Annotated in this window: 30 protein-coding genes; all 30 read left to right on the forward strand. The window is 49.2% G+C overall.

Annotated features, from left to right (window positions below):
- On the forward strand, nucleotides 1–357 hold a 357-nt coding region (gene rplC, locus HWQ67_RS03595; protein WP_218251277.1), incomplete at its 5' end, for a 50S ribosomal protein L3.
- 28 nt (nucleotides 358–385) lie between these two features.
- Entirely contained in the window at nucleotides 386–1,069 is a 684-nt protein-coding gene (rplD, locus tag HWQ67_RS03600; RefSeq protein ID WP_218251278.1) for a 50S ribosomal protein L4, read from the forward strand.
- Entirely contained in the window at nucleotides 1,069–1,359 is a 291-nt protein-coding gene (gene rplW / locus HWQ67_RS03605) for a 50S ribosomal protein L23 (RefSeq protein WP_218251279.1), read from the forward strand. The genes rplD and rplW overlap by 1 nt, the downstream gene beginning before the upstream one ends.
- A complete protein-coding gene (gene rplB, locus HWQ67_RS03610; RefSeq protein WP_218251280.1) occupies nucleotides 1,360–2,178 on the forward strand; it encodes a 50S ribosomal protein L2 in 819 nt (272 codons plus the stop codon).
- Nucleotides 2,179–2,189: 11 nt separating this feature from the next.
- Complete coding sequence (rpsS, locus tag HWQ67_RS03615) at nucleotides 2,190–2,474, forward strand: 30S ribosomal protein S19 (protein ID WP_218251281.1); 285 nt, start codon at nucleotides 2,190–2,192, stop codon at nucleotides 2,472–2,474.
- A 40-nt stretch (nucleotides 2,475–2,514) separates the two neighbouring features.
- Nucleotides 2,515–2,844, forward strand: coding sequence for a 50S ribosomal protein L22 (gene rplV, locus HWQ67_RS03620; RefSeq protein ID WP_040334309.1), 330 nt, complete (start codon nucleotides 2,515–2,517; stop codon nucleotides 2,842–2,844).
- Nucleotides 2,845–2,856: 12 nt separating this feature from the next.
- Nucleotides 2,857–3,501 carry a 30S ribosomal protein S3 gene (rpsC, locus tag HWQ67_RS03625; RefSeq protein ID WP_040334310.1) on the forward strand — a complete coding sequence of 215 codons (645 nt, stop codon included), beginning with the start codon at nucleotides 2,857–2,859 and terminating at the stop codon, nucleotides 3,499–3,501.
- A 71-nt stretch (nucleotides 3,502–3,572) separates the two neighbouring features.
- The gene (gene rplP / locus HWQ67_RS03630) at nucleotides 3,573–3,992 is read left to right on the forward strand and encodes a 50S ribosomal protein L16 (protein WP_218251282.1); all 420 of its coding nucleotides are present in this window, start codon (nucleotides 3,573–3,575) and stop codon (nucleotides 3,990–3,992) included.
- The gene (gene rpmC / locus HWQ67_RS03635) at nucleotides 3,989–4,234 is read left to right on the forward strand and encodes a 50S ribosomal protein L29 (protein ID WP_218251283.1); all 246 of its coding nucleotides are present in this window, start codon (nucleotides 3,989–3,991) and stop codon (nucleotides 4,232–4,234) included. The genes rplP and rpmC overlap by 4 nt, the downstream gene beginning before the upstream one ends.
- A 24-nt stretch (nucleotides 4,235–4,258) precedes the next feature.
- Nucleotides 4,259–4,519, forward strand: coding sequence for a 30S ribosomal protein S17 (gene rpsQ / locus HWQ67_RS03640; RefSeq protein WP_218251284.1), 261 nt, complete (start codon nucleotides 4,259–4,261; stop codon nucleotides 4,517–4,519).
- Complete coding sequence (rplN, locus tag HWQ67_RS03645; protein WP_218251285.1) at nucleotides 4,506–4,874, forward strand: 50S ribosomal protein L14; 369 nt, start codon at nucleotides 4,506–4,508, stop codon at nucleotides 4,872–4,874. Before rpsQ ends, rplN begins: the two co-directional genes overlap by 14 nt.
- Before the next feature lie 35 nt (nucleotides 4,875–4,909).
- A complete protein-coding gene (gene rplX, locus HWQ67_RS03650; RefSeq protein WP_218251286.1) occupies nucleotides 4,910–5,227 on the forward strand; it encodes a 50S ribosomal protein L24 in 318 nt (105 codons plus the stop codon).
- Nucleotides 5,228–5,232: 5 nt separating this feature from the next.
- Nucleotides 5,233–5,778, forward strand: a complete 546-nt coding sequence (gene rplE, locus HWQ67_RS03655) for a 50S ribosomal protein L5 (protein ID WP_218251287.1) — start codon at nucleotides 5,233–5,235, stop codon at nucleotides 5,776–5,778.
- 35 nt (nucleotides 5,779–5,813) lie between these two features.
- Nucleotides 5,814–5,999: a type Z 30S ribosomal protein S14 gene (locus tag HWQ67_RS03660; RefSeq protein WP_218251288.1), complete on the forward strand. Its 186-nt coding sequence runs from the start codon at nucleotides 5,814–5,816 to the stop codon at nucleotides 5,997–5,999.
- Nucleotides 6,000–6,009: 10 nt separating this feature from the next.
- On the forward strand, nucleotides 6,010–6,402 hold the full coding sequence (rpsH, locus tag HWQ67_RS03665; protein WP_218251289.1) for a 30S ribosomal protein S8: 393 nt from the start codon (nucleotides 6,010–6,012) through the stop codon (nucleotides 6,400–6,402).
- Nucleotides 6,371–6,562, forward strand: a complete 192-nt coding sequence (locus HWQ67_RS03670) for a hypothetical protein (protein WP_218251290.1) — start codon at nucleotides 6,371–6,373, stop codon at nucleotides 6,560–6,562. Before rpsH ends, HWQ67_RS03670 begins: the two co-directional genes overlap by 32 nt.
- A gap of 98 nt (nucleotides 6,563–6,660) precedes the next feature.
- On the forward strand, nucleotides 6,661–7,203 hold the full coding sequence (rplF, locus tag HWQ67_RS03675; protein WP_218251291.1) for a 50S ribosomal protein L6: 543 nt from the start codon (nucleotides 6,661–6,663) through the stop codon (nucleotides 7,201–7,203).
- Nucleotides 7,204–7,280: 77 nt separating this feature from the next.
- Complete coding sequence (gene rplR, locus HWQ67_RS03680) at nucleotides 7,281–7,643, forward strand: 50S ribosomal protein L18 (protein WP_218251292.1); 363 nt, start codon at nucleotides 7,281–7,283, stop codon at nucleotides 7,641–7,643.
- 36 nt (nucleotides 7,644–7,679) lie between these two features.
- Entirely contained in the window at nucleotides 7,680–8,186 is a 507-nt protein-coding gene (rpsE, locus tag HWQ67_RS03685) for a 30S ribosomal protein S5 (RefSeq protein ID WP_218251293.1), read from the forward strand.
- Complete coding sequence (rpmD, locus tag HWQ67_RS03690; RefSeq protein ID WP_218251294.1) at nucleotides 8,183–8,374, forward strand: 50S ribosomal protein L30; 192 nt, start codon at nucleotides 8,183–8,185, stop codon at nucleotides 8,372–8,374. The genes rpsE and rpmD overlap by 4 nt, the downstream gene beginning before the upstream one ends.
- Before the next feature lie 160 nt (nucleotides 8,375–8,534).
- Nucleotides 8,535–8,981: a 50S ribosomal protein L15 gene (gene rplO / locus HWQ67_RS03695; RefSeq protein WP_218251295.1), complete on the forward strand. Its 447-nt coding sequence runs from the start codon at nucleotides 8,535–8,537 to the stop codon at nucleotides 8,979–8,981.
- Between the two features lie 6 nt (nucleotides 8,982–8,987).
- Nucleotides 8,988–10,295 carry a preprotein translocase subunit SecY gene (secY, locus tag HWQ67_RS03700; protein WP_218251296.1) on the forward strand — a complete coding sequence of 436 codons (1,308 nt, stop codon included), beginning with the start codon at nucleotides 8,988–8,990 and terminating at the stop codon, nucleotides 10,293–10,295.
- 13 nt (nucleotides 10,296–10,308) lie between these two features.
- On the forward strand, nucleotides 10,309–11,115 hold the full coding sequence (map, locus tag HWQ67_RS03705) for a type I methionyl aminopeptidase (protein ID WP_255317094.1): 807 nt from the start codon (nucleotides 10,309–10,311) through the stop codon (nucleotides 11,113–11,115).
- 26 nt (nucleotides 11,116–11,141) lie between these two features.
- Nucleotides 11,142–11,360, forward strand: a complete 219-nt coding sequence (gene infA / locus HWQ67_RS03710; RefSeq protein ID WP_218251297.1) for a translation initiation factor IF-1 — start codon at nucleotides 11,142–11,144, stop codon at nucleotides 11,358–11,360.
- Nucleotides 11,361–11,420: 60 nt separating this feature from the next.
- Entirely contained in the window at nucleotides 11,421–11,534 is a 114-nt protein-coding gene (gene rpmJ / locus HWQ67_RS03715; RefSeq protein ID WP_040334327.1) for a 50S ribosomal protein L36, read from the forward strand.
- A gap of 11 nt (nucleotides 11,535–11,545) precedes the next feature.
- Nucleotides 11,546–11,920, forward strand: a complete 375-nt coding sequence (gene rpsM, locus HWQ67_RS03720) for a 30S ribosomal protein S13 (protein WP_218251298.1) — start codon at nucleotides 11,546–11,548, stop codon at nucleotides 11,918–11,920.
- Nucleotides 11,920–12,309, forward strand: coding sequence for a 30S ribosomal protein S11 (rpsK, locus tag HWQ67_RS03725; RefSeq protein WP_040334329.1), 390 nt, complete (start codon nucleotides 11,920–11,922; stop codon nucleotides 12,307–12,309). Before rpsM ends, rpsK begins: the two co-directional genes overlap by 1 nt.
- A gap of 3 nt (nucleotides 12,310–12,312) precedes the next feature.
- Entirely contained in the window at nucleotides 12,313–12,939 is a 627-nt protein-coding gene (rpsD, locus tag HWQ67_RS03730) for a 30S ribosomal protein S4 (protein WP_218251299.1), read from the forward strand.
- Nucleotides 12,940–12,957: 18 nt separating this feature from the next.
- Complete coding sequence (locus HWQ67_RS03735) at nucleotides 12,958–14,037, forward strand: DNA-directed RNA polymerase subunit alpha (RefSeq protein WP_218251300.1); 1,080 nt, start codon at nucleotides 12,958–12,960, stop codon at nucleotides 14,035–14,037.
- Between the two features lie 3 nt (nucleotides 14,038–14,040).
- Nucleotides 14,041–14,433, forward strand: coding sequence for a 50S ribosomal protein L17 (gene rplQ, locus HWQ67_RS03740; RefSeq protein WP_255317095.1), 393 nt, complete (start codon nucleotides 14,041–14,043; stop codon nucleotides 14,431–14,433).
- The last annotated feature ends 579 nt before the right edge of the window (nucleotides 14,434–15,012 follow it).

Raw genomic sequence — 15,012 nt, forward strand, 5'->3', positions numbered from 1 at the left:
GGCCTTAAGGTTGGCGATGTGGTGACGGTGGATAAGTTCGCCCCCGGAGAAAAGGTAAAGCTCTCAGGTATATCAAAAGGTAAGGGTTTTCAGGGGGTAATGAAACGACACAACTACGCCGGAGGTCCGGCCACTCACGGGTCGATGTTCAACAGGGCGCCCGGCTCTATCGGAGCAAGTTCGTTTCCCTCAAGGGTATGGAAAAATAAGGGGATGCCCGGTCATATGGGCTGTGAAAGAGTGTCGGTGAAAAACGTAACGATCTTTGACGTTAAACCCGACCAAAACCTCCTTATAGTCAAGGGGATGGTGCCTGGAGCAACAGGCAATATTATAGAGATCACAAGGCAAAATTAGGCATTTAATTTTATGATAGGTAAGGGTTATGATAGAGGCTGAGATCAGAGACGTTGACAACAATATTGTAGATAGAGTACAACTGCCACAAGAGATATTCGGTCTGGAAGTACGACAGGATATCCTGCAGAGCGCCGTTGTAAACTACCTTGCAAACCAGAGGCAGGGCACACACGCAACCAAAACCAGAGGACTGGTCAGGGGCGGTGGCCGCAAGCCGTGGAAACAAAAACATACAGGCAGGGCAAGGCATGGCAGTAACAGGTCCCCCCTGTGGAAGGGCGGAGGAACTATATTTGGACCACAGCCGCGCGATTACTCGTTCAAACTCAACAAGCAATTCAAGAGGCTGGCGCTAAATACGGCTCTTTCGGCAAAACTCTCCGAAGGCAAACTCCTGGTCATCAACGCACTCCAGGTAGAAAAAGTCAGCACAAAGGGCATTGTGGGCATACTGGGAAAGCTGGGCATCGAGCAGCAACGGGTATTGATAGTCCTGCCGCCGGCCAGGCAACCAGGTGCGGATGCCACAGTAGACGGCTCGGTGTTGGATAATAACAGGCGTGTGGTGCTGTCGGCCAGAAATATATACGGCGTAAGGGTTATCAATGTTACCGACATTAACACGTATGGGATACTGGCCCACGACTATGTCCTGATGACAAAGGACTCGTTGTCGCTTTTTAGTGCAACCAAGGGGGGAACCAACTGATGAATAACCTGCATTCAGTTATCAAGAGACCGCTCTTTACAGAGAAAGGCACGTTTCTAAAAGATAACGAAAATAAACTCTATGTAGAGGTTGACCTCAAGACAAATAAGATAGAGATCAAGAAGGCCTTCGAGGAAAAGTTCAAGGTGAAGGTGGAGAAGGTTGCAATAACCATGAGACCCTCTAAGTGGAAGAAATTTGGCAAGTCAATCGGTAAGACGAGAAAGCTGAAAAAGGCAATAATCACCCTCAAAGAGGGCGAGAAACTAGACTTTATTGAAGGTGTATAAATGGGAATAAGACGCTATAGGCCAACGTCGGCAGGCAGACGGTTTCAAACCGTGTCGGATTTCGCCAACATCACGGCGGAACAACCACATAAACCCCTGGTGGTGGGCATGCGCAAAAGCGGCGGCAGAAACAACCAGGGCAGAGTGACCTCATGGCAACGAGGTGGAGGAGTCAGACGACTCTACCGAATCATCGACTTTAAAAGAGACAAGCTTGGGGTACAGGCCAAGGTTGAAACCATAGAGTATGACCCCAACAGGTCATCCCGGATAGCGCTCCTAAAGTACATAGACGGACACAGAAGCTATATAATCGCCCCGGAAGGACTCAAGGTCAACGACTCCGTGACCTCCGGCCCCGGTTCCGATATAAAGGTCGGTAACGCACTGCCGCTGAAAGAGATACCCCTGGGTAGCATTATCCATAACGTGGAACTGAAACCCGGCCAGGGAGGCAAACTGGTACGCGGCGCCGGTACCCAGGCTCAACTAATAGCCAAGGACCCCAAATATGCCCAGGTAAAACTGTCATCAGGTGTTGTGCGCCTGATCCCGATCACGTGCATGGCCACCATAGGACAGGTAAGTAACGCCGAACACGAAAATATATCAATCGGTAAGGCAGGCAGAAATCGCTGGAAAGGCAAAAAGCCTCACGTCAGAGGCGTCGTGATGAATCCCATCGACCATCCGCTAGGCGGAGGCGAGGGCAGGAGTTCTGGTGGCAGGCCGCCGTGTTCACCGTGGGGTAAACCCGAGGGCGTTAAGACCAGAAAGAACCAACGAACAGAGAAGTATATTGTAAAGAAAAGAAAATAAGGGAGTAAAATATGCCTAGATCGATAAAGAAGGGCCCGTTTGTTGACGAGAAACTCAAAAAGAAAGTAGATAAACTGGTGGCCGCAGGAGAGAAGAAGATAATAAAGACGTGGTCAAGGAGATCAACGTTAGTGCCGGATTTCATTGGATATACGTTTGCCGTTCACAACGGGCATAAGTTCATTCCTGTGTACGTGACAGAAAATATGATAGGCCACAAGCTGGGTGAATTTTCGCCAACGCGCACCTTCAGAGGACACGCGGGCAGCGACAAAGGCTCCGGTAAGGGAAAATAAACACACATGCCAAGACAGCACTGAAATAGGGAGAGCTTAAATGAATGCAAAGGCGATATTAAAGTACGCCCGGATTACACCGCGTAAGGCGAGACGGGTTACGGACTTGATAAAAGGTAAAAAGGCAAAGGAAGCAGCGGTTCTGCTGAGTTTTATGCCCTACCGCGGTGCGGCAATGGTGGCCAAGCTACTGAAGTCCGCAATGGCAAATGCGGGGCAGAAAAATGTCGCAGACCCCGACGAACTCAACGTATCCTTGGCATACGTAGACCAAGGACCAACGATGAAACGTATAATGCCACGGGCTATGGGCAGAGCAAACGTAATCAAGAAACGAACAAGCCATATCACAGTGGTCTTGTCAGACTAACGGAGGTGATTTTTGGGTCAAAAGACACATCCAACGGGTAACAGACTTGGTATAAACAAGACGTGGGACTCCCGTTGGTACCTGAAGGTAGGTTATGCCAAACAGTTACACGAAGACCTTTATTTAAAGAAATATATCAAGGAAAAGCTGTACCACTCAGGGATCAGCAGGGTCGAAATCGAACGGGCCGGACAAAAACTAAAGATTATAATCTATACGGCCAGACCGGGTATCATAATAGGTAAGAAAGGCGCAGAGGTAGAAAATCTCAAGAAGTCAATAGAACTTGTGATCGGTAAACAGGTCAGCATAGATATCAAGGAAATCAGAAAACCTGAACTGGATGCCCAACTTGTGGCCGAAAACATAGCGATGCAGATAGAAAAACGCGTGGCCTACAGACGGGCAATGAAAAAATCCGTGCTGTCGTCGCTGAGATTCGGCGCCCAAGGTGTTAAGATAGCGTGTTCCGGGCGACTGTCCGGCGCCGAAATAGCCAGGGCCGAGTGGTATAAAGAAGGACGTGTCCCTCTGCATACCTTCCGCGCAGATATAGACTACGGATTCGCCGAGTCAAAAACGACCTATGGAATAATCGGCGTAAAGGTCTGGATATACAAGGGCGACGTACTGCCCGAATCCAAAGGCCCCGCGTAGAGAACCACACGTACACAGTACCGTAAGCTCGCATAAGGTGAGAAGAAGGTGAGCATAAGGAGTAAAAAGCTATGTTGATGCCCAAGAAGATAAAGTTCAGAAAGGCAATGAAGGGAAACATGAATTGCAAGGCCGCCAGAGGCGTAGATATATCCTTCGGTGACTACGGCCTCCGCGCATTGGAGCCAGGATGGATATCAAGCAGACAGATAGAGTCTGCCAGGGTGGCCATCACCAGGTACGCCAAAAGAGGCTGCAAACTGTGGATACGCGTCTTCCCCGATAAGCCTATAACCAAAAAACCCGCTGAAACAAGAATGGGTAAAGGTAAGGGTAACCCCGAATACTGGGTGGCCGTGGTCAGACCCGGTAAGGTCATGTACGAACTGTCAGGAGTCTCCGAAGAAGTGGCCAAAGAAGCCCTGCGACTGGCGTCGTATAAACTGCCCATTGCCACAAAGTTCGTTAAAAGAGAGGAGGCTGTCATTTGAAACCAGCAAAACTCAGAGAACTAACCACACAAGAGTTGAGGCAAAAAGAAGACGACCTCAGAAGAGAGCTGTTTAACCTTCGCTTTCAGGCCGCCAGGGGCGATATCCAAAACCCCAAACGGATTAAAACGATAAAGAAAGACATCGCCAGAGTGCTGACAATCATAACGCAACAGGCTATGACACCAACAACCCCAATCGGGCAGGCTGCAACAACAGCACAAAAGCTGAAAAGCCAATGAGGAAATACTAAGTGAGGAAGGACGATGCCTAAAAAGGTTTACACAGGAGAGGTTATTAGTGACGCCATGGACAAGACGGTGACGGTGGCCGTCTCACGGCTGTATCAGCACCCGCTGTACAAAAAAACCGTGAAAAAAACCATGAAACTAAAAGTCCACGACGAAAATAACCAGAGCAAGGTCGGCGATAAGGTGCAGATCAGAGAATCAAGACCACTGAGTAAGACAAAACGATGGGTGTTAATAAACCCCGCAAGGAAGGAGCACGAGGGTGATACAGGTTGAAAGCATACTCGATGTGGCAGATAACTCCGGCGCAAAAAAAGTTATGTGCATAAAGGTGCTGGGCGGCTATAAGAAACGCTACGCACGACTGGGCGACATTATAGTGGTCAGCGTCAAGGAGGCCCTGCCCGAAGGCGCAGTGAAAAAAGGCGTAGTGGCAAAGGCCGTCGTCGTCAGAACCGTCAAGGAAACCAGACGCGCTGACGGTACTTATATACGTTTCCAACAAAACGCCGTGGTACTCATAAACGCCCAGGGCGAACCGGTGGGTACAAGGATCTTTGGCCCCGTGGCCAGGGAACTGAGATGGAAGGAATTTACCAAGATTATATCGCTTGCACCCGAGGTGCTGTGACCACAAGTGATGTTTCATTTAGGAGAGGCTAAGAGATGGGATTAAGCATTAAGAAAGAAGATACAGTGGTTGTCCTCACGGGCAGCGAAGCCGGTAAAAAAGGCAGGGTCATACGCGTGATCCCAAAAAAGGCATGCGCTATCGTGGAAAACACCAACATGATAAAGAAACACATGAAGCCCAATAAACAATACAAACAGGGCGGTATAATCGAAAAGGAAGCCCCTATAGACCTGTCCAAGCTGATGCTGATCTGCCCCCGTTGCAGCAAGCCAACTCGCATAGGGAACCAAATCCTTGACGGCGGAAAAAAAATCCGCCTGTGCAAAAAGTGTAAGGAGGTAATTGACTAGAAACTATGGCAACCCGACTCAAAGAAAAGTATAAAACGGAGATCATCCCGGCACTCAAAAAAGGCTTCTCCTATAAAAACGTGATGCAGGTGCCAAAGCTCCAGAAGATAGTCCTCAACGTAGGCCTCGGCGAAGCCGTGCAGGATATAAAACTCCTCGACGCAGCACAAAAAGAACTGGAGATGATCTCAGGGCAGAAGTCAATCGTCACCAAGGCCAAGAAATCCATAGCCGGCTTTAAACTGCGCAAGGGTATGCCAATAGGATGCTGCGTGACCCTCAGAGGCGAAAAAATGTACGAATTCCTCGACAGATTCATAAGCGTGTCCCTGCCAAGAATCCGCGACTTCAAGGGCATCAGCGGAAAGTCCTTCGACGGCAGAGGCAACTACTCCGTAGGCATCAGAGAACAGTACATATTCCCCGAAATAGACTACGATAAGGTCACCATGGTCCACGGCCTCAACGTGGTCATCTGCACAACCGCAAACACGGATAAAGAAGGTAAGGCTCTCCTGAAAGAATTGGGTATGCCCTTTAGAGAAACATAATCAACATGATGAAAAAAAACGCTAACTGAGGTGATATGGCAAAAACGTGCATGATAGAGAAGGCCAAGAGGCCTCCAAAGTTCAAGGTAAGGGCATACAACAGGTGCCACCTGTGTGGAAGGCCAAGGGGGTTTTTACGTAAGTTTGACCTCTGTAGAATATGTTTCAGAAAACTGTCGTTGCAGGGTAACATCCCTGGTGTGACGAAGTCAAGCTGGTAGAGGTGAATTTATGATGACCGATCCAATTGCTGATATGCTGACCAGGATGAGAAACGCAATCTTGATAAAGGCAGAAAAAGTTGATATCCCCGCATCAAGAATCAAGCTGGAGATTGCAAAACTCCTCAAGGAAGAAGGCTTTATCAGAGCGTACAAGATATTGAAAGACAAGAAACAGGGCGTCTTAAGAGTATCTCTTAAGTACATAGACAATAAGAGCATCATAACGGGTCTCAAACGCATCAGTAAGCCCGGCAGACGGATGTATACCGGCTACAATGAAGTTCCAAACGTTATGGGAGGAGTAGGTATCGTGGTGCTGACCACGCCCAAGGGCGTGATAACTGACAGCATGTGCAGGAGAGACAAGGTTGGCGGCGAGGTGTTGGCTTACGTCTGGTAAGATTATTGATAGGCGTCCGGGTGACTGGTGGCCGTGGTGGCCGGATGGTGGTCAGTGGTGGCAGGCTGGTGGCCGGATGACATGTGCAACATCGCTGGTGTCAGCGGTGAGCGGTCAGTGCATGGGCGCCAACGTGAGGTTGGTGCCAGGACTTGCATAGGGCACTTGCAATTATGCCGGAGGATTGCACACAATAAAGTTACATGATAATAAGATTGTGCCAAAAATTATTAAGACAATTAAGAGGTGAGGCTGACGATGTCGAGAATTGGTAAAAAGCCGATAGAACTCCCTAAGGGTGTGACGGTGACGGTGACAGACTCCGAGGTGCGAGTCAAAGGTGGTAAGGGCGAGTTGAACTGGCGTGCCCCGAATGTGTTGAAAATAGAGGTGGAGGCATCTCAACTGAAGGTACAACGACAGGGCGAATCCGCCTCGGAACGTGCCCTGCACGGACTGACAAGAACCCTGATATACAATATGTGCGTGGGCGTGTCGGAGGGCTTTAAACGGGATATGGAACTGACAGGCGTTGGCTACAGGGCCTTCGTCAACGGAGATAAACTGGAATTTGCCGTAGGATACTCACACCCGGTGGTCTATCCACTGCCGGAAGGTATCACAGCCGAGGTCGATAAGAAACAAACCAAACTAACCCTCTTCGGTATAGATAAGCAACTGCTGGGCCAGGTGGCCGCCAATATACGCTCCATCAGACCACCGGACGCCTACAAAGGCAAAGGGATCAGGTATGCAAATGAAAAGATCAAACTAAAACCAGGCAAGACTGGTTCAAAGTAGTGTGCGACCTGATAAAGAAGTATAAATTAATGAAGCCTGAATTAATGAAGCCCAAATTAAAGTGAGGATGTACGACAGTGAAAAACGAAAAGCTATACCTGCGGCAAAAACGACATGACAGAGTCCGCAAAAAGGTTGAAGGTACCCCGCAAAGACCACGCCTGTCGGTCTACAAGAGCCTCAACCACATGTATGCCCAGTTGATAAACGACACCGAAGGCTTGACCCTCGTCTGCGCCTCCACGCTCGAAAAGCCCCTGCGAACCGAAACGGGCCATAAGGGTAACGTGGTCGCAGCCAAAAAGGTCGGAACGTTGATTGCACAAAAAGCAAAGGAAAAAGGTATAACCAAGGTCGTCTTCGACAAAGGCGGTTTCAAGTACCACGGTAGGGTTAAGGCGCTGGCCGACGCAGCCAGAGAATCAGGACTAGAGTTTTAGCAGATACTGGATTAATCAGATATATAAGGAGGTAAGTTGGGACGGATCGATTATTCTGAGTTAACCCTTCAGGAGAAGGTGGTTTTCATAAATCGTGTGGCAAAGGTGGTCAAGGGCGGACGGAGATTCTCCTTCAGTGCGCTGGTGGTGGTTGGCAACGGCGAGGGCATTGTTGGCATCGGTAAAGGCAAGGCCAACGAAGTGCCCGAGGCAATCAAAAAGGCAATAGAAAAAGCAAAAAAATCGCTCTTCCAGTTCCCCCTCAGAGACGGAACTATCCCACACCGGATAACGGGCCACTACGGCTCCGGCGTGGTGGTGCTAAACCCCGGCAGAGAGGGAACCGGCCTGATAGCCGGAGGCCCCGTGCGTGCAGTACTCGAAGTATCGGGCGTCCACAATATCGTGGCCAAATCAATCGGAAGCACAAACGCATTCAACGCCGTACGGGCAACCCTCAACGGCCTGACGCTGCTTAAAAACCCCGAACTGGTCATGAAGCAAAGAGGCAAAACAGACGACAACAAGGAGTCCGGTAAATGAAGATAAAAGTAACTCTGATACGCAGCTATGCCGGTAAGACCGAAAAAATGAGAAAGGTCCTCCAGGCCCTCGGGTTGCGCAAGATCGGTATGACCGTGCTGCATGGCAAAAACCCCGCAATAAACGGAATGCTCCACAAGGTCTCCCACCTCGTCCGCGTAGAGGAAGCGGTTGAAACAACACCATAACACACACTCTCTCTCAACGCACACGACCGCAGGGGCATGGGGCAGACGGGATACGCAGGCCAACGCAATATCCGGCCTACGCATACACCGCAACGGTGGAGCGCACAACATCGCATGCCCCAATGATAAAGAATAAAGCAAAGATAGGAGGTCTATAGCAATGAAACTAAATGAACTGAAGCCTGCCGATGGTAGCACCAAAAAGGTCAAAAGGGTCGGGCGAGGCTGTGGCTCCGGACACGGAAAGACGTCATGCAAGGGACACAAGGGACAGAAGGCACGCGCCGGAAGCGGTAAAGGCCCCGGCTTTGAAGGCGGTCAGATGCCTCTGCAACGTCGCTTGCCCAAACGGGGGTTCAAGAACTATCCATTCAGTGTGCAATACGCCATCGTCAACCTCGACGATATAGACGCAATTGAGGGTGAAACTGAAATAACCCCGGAGTTGCTGGTTAAAAAGGGCATTGTTAAGAAATTGCTCTGCGGTCTCAAGGTGCTGGGCGATGGTCAACTGCAAAAACCTCTGACGGTGAAGGCAAACAAATTCAGTAAGACTGCCCTGGATAAGATAACCACCTCAGGGGGTAAAGCAGTGGTACTGGAATAGAGGTGTATGTTGGCATTCTTAGATAGCTTTCAAAACATACTTAAAATAGAAGAACTTAAAAAACGACTGTTTTTTACGTTCGCCCTGCTGACCGTCTACAGGATAGGCGCCCATATACCCACCCCCGGTATAAGCGGAGAACAGTTAAGTAAGTTCCTCACGACACACGGTGGCGCCCTGATGGGATTCTTCGATATGTTCTCAGGCGGTGCGCTGTCGCGTGTGACTATCTTTGCCCTGGGCATAATGCCCTACATCAGCGCATCCATCATCCTGCAACTGTTGACCGTCGTAGTACCGGCCATCGGTAAGCTGGCGAAAGAGGGCGAAGAAGGACGCAAAAAAATAACTCAGTACACCAGATACGGTACCATATTGATAAGCGCCATCCAGGGCTTTGGTATCGCCGTAGGTCTCGAAACCATGGCGGAAGGCCAGTTCATACTCAACCCCGGCTGGGGCTTCAGATTCACTACAATGATTACCCTCACGGCAGGCACTGCCTTTATCATGTGGCTGGGCGAACAGATAACCGAACGTGGCATCGGCAACGGTATATCGCTGATCATCTTCGCAGGCATTGTGGCACAACTGCCCAACGCTATCATCGATACAATCAGACTCCTCAAAGCCGGCGAATTACCCATAATCGTCTTGCTCATCATCATAGTCATGATGGTGGCCGTTGTGGCCGGGATAATCTACATGGAACGAGGACAACGAAAGCTCCCCGTGCAGTACGCCAAACGAGTCGTCGGTAAACGTATGTATGGCGGACAAAGCTCACATCTGCCATTAAAAATCAATACCGCCGGCGTTATCCCACCGATATTTGCGTCGTCCATTATAATGTTCCCGGCAACCATCGCCGGATTCATAGCGGTACCGTGGGTGCAGGCCTTCGCAAAACAACTCACACCAGGGTCGTTTGTGCATGACGTGATCTATGTGATAATGATAATCTTCTTCTGCTACTTCTATACGGCTATCGTGTTTAATCCCGTTGACATAGCAGATAACATCAAAAAACAGGGCGGCTATATCCCCGGTGTCCGACCAGGAAAAAATACCTCGGACTACATATTCAGGGTGCTGTCACGGCTGACCTTTGTCGGGGCCATCTACCTCTCTGTGGTGTGTGTGTTGCCAAGTATACTGATAAGTAAGTTTAATGTGCCGTTCTACTTCGGAGGTACCTCCCTGCTGATAGTTGTAGGAGTGGCGCTGGATACCGTCTCTCAGATAGAGTCACATCTGTTGACAAGGTCGTATGACGGCCTGCTAAAAAAAGGCCGAATCAAAGGCAGAAGATGATAGGACAACAGAGTTGCGAAAACCGGGATTTGACAGACCAGGGCTGAGTAAATCAAGGCAAAAGACTTCTGTGATAATACTAAAGTCCGATGACGAAATAAAAAAAATAGCCCTGGCATCCAAAATAGTAGCCGAAATACTAAGGCTGCTTGAGACCATGATAAAACCGGGCGTGACAACAAAGGAAGTTGAACAGTACGTGGAAAAGATCATAAAAGAAAGAAACGGCGTGCCTGCCTTTAAAGGCTACAAGGGATATCCCTCAAGCCTATGCACGTCTATAAACCACGAGGTAGTCCACGGGATACCATCCAAGAAAAGGGTGCTCAAAGATGGCGATATCATCAGCATAGATGTGGGCGTTGTCTACAGAGGCTTCATCGGAGATGCCGCCAGAACCTATCCGGTTGGCAACGTCAGCGAGGCAACAAAGAGACTGCTCAGGGTCGCAGAGGACTCCCTGTATAAGGGAATAGAAAAGGCCTGCCAAAATAACAGAGTCTCCGATATCTCCCACGCAATCCAAAACTACGTGGAAAAAAACGGCTACTCCGTAGTGCGTAACTTCGTCGGACATGGCGTGGGTAAATCCCTGCACGAAGAACCACAGATTCCCAACTATGGACAACCAAATAAAGGCCCGCTACTGAGAAAAGGTATGGTGCTCGCAATAGAACCTATGGTCAATGCCGGCACAAGCGACGTTGTCATAATGAACGACGGCTGGACCGCTGTGACCACCGATGGTATGCCCTCGGCTCACTTCGAACACACCGTAGTCGTTACCGATGATAAACCACAGATATTGACTAGACTATAAACTACATACAAGAGACTGGATTAACGATGGTAAAAGAAGAAAACATAGAAGTTCAGGGCGCCATACTGGAAGCCCTGCCCAATGCAATGTTCAAAGTGGAGCTGGATAACAAACAGGTGATAACCGCCTATGTCTCCGGTAAAATGAGGATACACTACATAAAAATCCTCCCCGGCGATAAGGTCCTGGTCGAACTGTCCCCCTACGACTTGACAAAGGGACGAATCACATACAGATACAAGTAAACCGTATATGAAACTATCATCTGGGATGTTAAAGAATATTAAAATATATGGAGGAGTACGATGAAGGTACGTGCATCAATAAAACCAATTTGCTCAAAGTGCAAGATGATAAAACGCAAGGGTGTGTTGAGGGTAATATGCGATAACCCCAAACACAAACAGAGGCAGGGCTAAGAAGGAGAACTATGGCAAGAATAGCAGGTGTAGATTTACCTAAGAAAGAGCGAGTGGAGATCGGACTGACCCGCATCTTTGGAATCGGACGATCAACCTCTAAAAAAATACTGACGGAGGCCTCCGTCAACCCCAATATCCGCGTCAATGACCTCAGCAATGAGGACATCGCAAAGATAAGAGGTATCATAGACCGAGACCTCAAGGTCGAAGGAGACCTCCGCAAAGAGGTCTCCACGAGCATTAAAAGACTAACCGATATAGGGTGCTACAGAGGCGTCAGACATAAGACAGGACTGCCCGTCCGCGGCCAGAGAACCAAGACAAACGCACGCACCAGAAGAGGACCATCCAAGGGTGTAGTCAAGAAAAAGGGAGGTAAATAATGCCGCCAAGGAAACGTAAGGGGCCAAAAAAAGAAAAACGCAGAATAGCAAGCGGTGTTGCACATGTACAAACAACCTTCAACAACACCCTGGTGACCATTAGCGACCAGACAGGCAACGTGCTGGCGTGGTCAAGTGCTGGCAGCCTCGGCTTTAAAGGCTCACGCAAGGGTACCCCCTATGCAGCCCAAATGGCGGCAGAGGCTACCGCTAAAAAGGCTATCGATATGGGTATGAAACAAATAGACGTCTACGTCAAAGGCCCCGGCGCCGGCAGAGAGTCCGCCATCCGGGCCATACAGGCAGCAGGCCTGGATATCAACATCATCAAGGACGTAACCCCCGTGCCGCACAACGGCTGTAAACCCCCAAAAAGGAGGCGCGTGTAGGATATGGCAAGATACAGAGAATCGTTGTGCAGATTATGCCGCAGAGATGGCGAAAAACTCTTCCTCAAAGGACAACGCTGCCTGACCGATAAGTGCTCCATCGAAAGAAGAAAGTACGGCCCCGGACAACACGGACAGAGACGCGCAAAACTCTCCGACTTCGCTATCCAACTCAAGGAAAAACAAAAGGTCAGAAGAATCTACGGCGTCATGGAAGGACAGTTCAGAAAATATTTCGCCCAGGCAGACAGAAAAAAAGGTGTAACCGGAGAGATGCTCCTGCAGTTTCTCGAACTCAGGCTCGACAACATCGTTCACAGAATGGGCTTTGCCGCCAACAGAAATCAGGCCAGACAACTCGTAGGACATGGCCACTTCCGCGTCAATGGCGTAAAGGTAAACATACCCTCCTACCGCCTCAAGGCCGGTGACAAGGTGGGGGTTGTGGAGGCCAGTAAGACCATTGCCTCCATCCAGGAAAGCGTATCGCGTCTCACACACGCCGGTGTCCCACGATGGCTTGAACTCGATGCCAACGCTATGGAGGGTAAGGTGCTGCACATCCCCTCAAGAGATGATATCCCTATTGAAGTGAAGGAGCAGTTAATAGTTGAGTTTTATTCCAGATAATCTAACGGAGGCTTTTTTATGTTGCCTGATATAAGTAGCTTTCAGTTGCCGGAAAACGTTTGTGTCGAAGAGGAAACGTTTTCAAGCACATATTGCAAGCTCATAGCAGAACCACTAGAACGAGGCTATGGTGTGACCCTGGGCAATGCACTGCGAAGGGTCCTGCTGTCTTCCATTGAGGGAGCTGCTATTACCTCGATAAAAATAGATGGTGTCTTCCACGAATTCTCTACCATAAAGGGTGTAAAAGAGGATGTCGTTGAGGTTATCCTCAACCTCAAAAAAATCAGACTCTCCATCCCAGACAACGATATGCTTACCGCCTTTATAGACGTAAAAGACAAAGACGTTGTAACGGCCTCCGATATCGTCGGACAGGGCGCCGTGATTGGTATTCTAAACCCTGATGCACACATAGCAACCCTTGACACAGGGGCCGACTTCAAGGCTGAACTGACCATCCGAAAAGGAAGAGGTTATGTCCCCGCCGAAGAACTCAAAAGCTCCAACATGCCCATTGGCACTATCGCAATAGATGCCATCTATACCCCCGTCAAAAAAGTCGTCTTCAACGTCGAAAAAACAAGAGTCGGAAAATCCACCGACTACGACAGACTCATCCTCGAAGTCTGGACAGATGGCAGCATAAACCCTAAAGAAGCAATAGACAGAGCCACTGAAATGCTGATAAAACACCTCAAATTCTTCATGCTCGTTACCCCCGAAGAGGAACTTGAAGAAAAGGAAATCAGCAACGAGCCCCCGACTCCTGTAGTAGTTATGGAACCCGAACCGGTATACGATGAACCCGTAACCGTCCCGGAAGAGGACGACAGAGAGTTTAATAAAAACCTGACAAAGGCCGTAGATGAACTCGAATTCTCTGTGAGGTCCCAAAATTGCCTCAAAAACGCAGATATAAAATACATCTACGAACTCGTCCAAAAAACTGAAGACGATATGCTTAAGATGAAAAACTTCGGCAGAAAATCCCTCGACGAAATACGCGAAGTCCTGCTGACTATGGGACTGGACTTCGGCGCCAAAATAGACATTGAAGCCGTAAAAAGAGAACTCGCCGAAAGAAACGGAGGATGACTTATGCACCACAGAATCGCTACAAAAAAGTTTAACAGAACGGCAAACCAGAGAAAAGCCCTGTTTAGAAGCCTGATCTCTGCCCTCATTATATACGAACGTATTGAAACCACGCTGGCCAAGGCCAAGACTATCAGGGGTATGACCGAAAAAATGGTCACCCTCGGAAAGCGTGGAGACCTGCACTCTAAGCGCTTGGCAATGGCAGACCTGCCAAACCGAAAGGCCGTAGCAAAATTGTTTGCCACCATCGCTCCAAGATTCGTCGATAGAAACGGTGGATACCTCAGAATAGTCAAAACACGAAGACGACTAAAAGACCAGGCTGAACTGGCCGTTATCGAGTTCGTCGATTACGTCAAGCCACCTAAGGAAGAAAAGGAAACGACAAAATAACCCAAAGGAGTTATGTCAAAACCTATGCTTGATATTTTAGCCGGCATAATGATTTTTATCATCTGGATACTGCTGCAGCTCTTTATATTGCCTCGCTTTGGGATAAGAACCTGAGCAACCAATGTAAAGGAAGCGTGCTCTTCCAATGAAAAAAATCACCAGGAGATTGTTAAGGGTGACCTGAAAAAAACAAAGTAGTGCTCCATGTGGTGTACACGAGTGACTCGTGTGCATTGGCGCCAGTGGGTGGCTGTATGGGACGCTCATGGAGGGCTGTAAAGGAGCGGGTAAAATGACTATGTACCAGCCAGAGATGCCGCATCAGAGGGGAAGACTTAGTCTATGGCCACAGAAAGCTGGGTGGCCACAGAAGCCTGGAGCGGCCACAGAAGGCAGAGACGCCTCAAATGTGGGGCAATGGTATCGGCCCGGAAAAGACTACGCCGTGTCATTTGACACCAAAGTGTGGAGGTATCCTCTTTATATTTCATGGTAACTATACTTTAAGGCAAGAAAGAAAGGGGCGGCTCCGCCCCCCTTCAGAACCCCCCGCAAGGGGACCAGTCCCCTTGACCCCAT

This window comes from Candidatus Magnetobacterium casense (assembly GCF_019173545.1).
Classification (GTDB): domain Bacteria; phylum Nitrospirota; class Thermodesulfovibrionia; order Thermodesulfovibrionales; family Magnetobacteriaceae; genus Magnetobacterium; species Magnetobacterium cryptolimnobacter.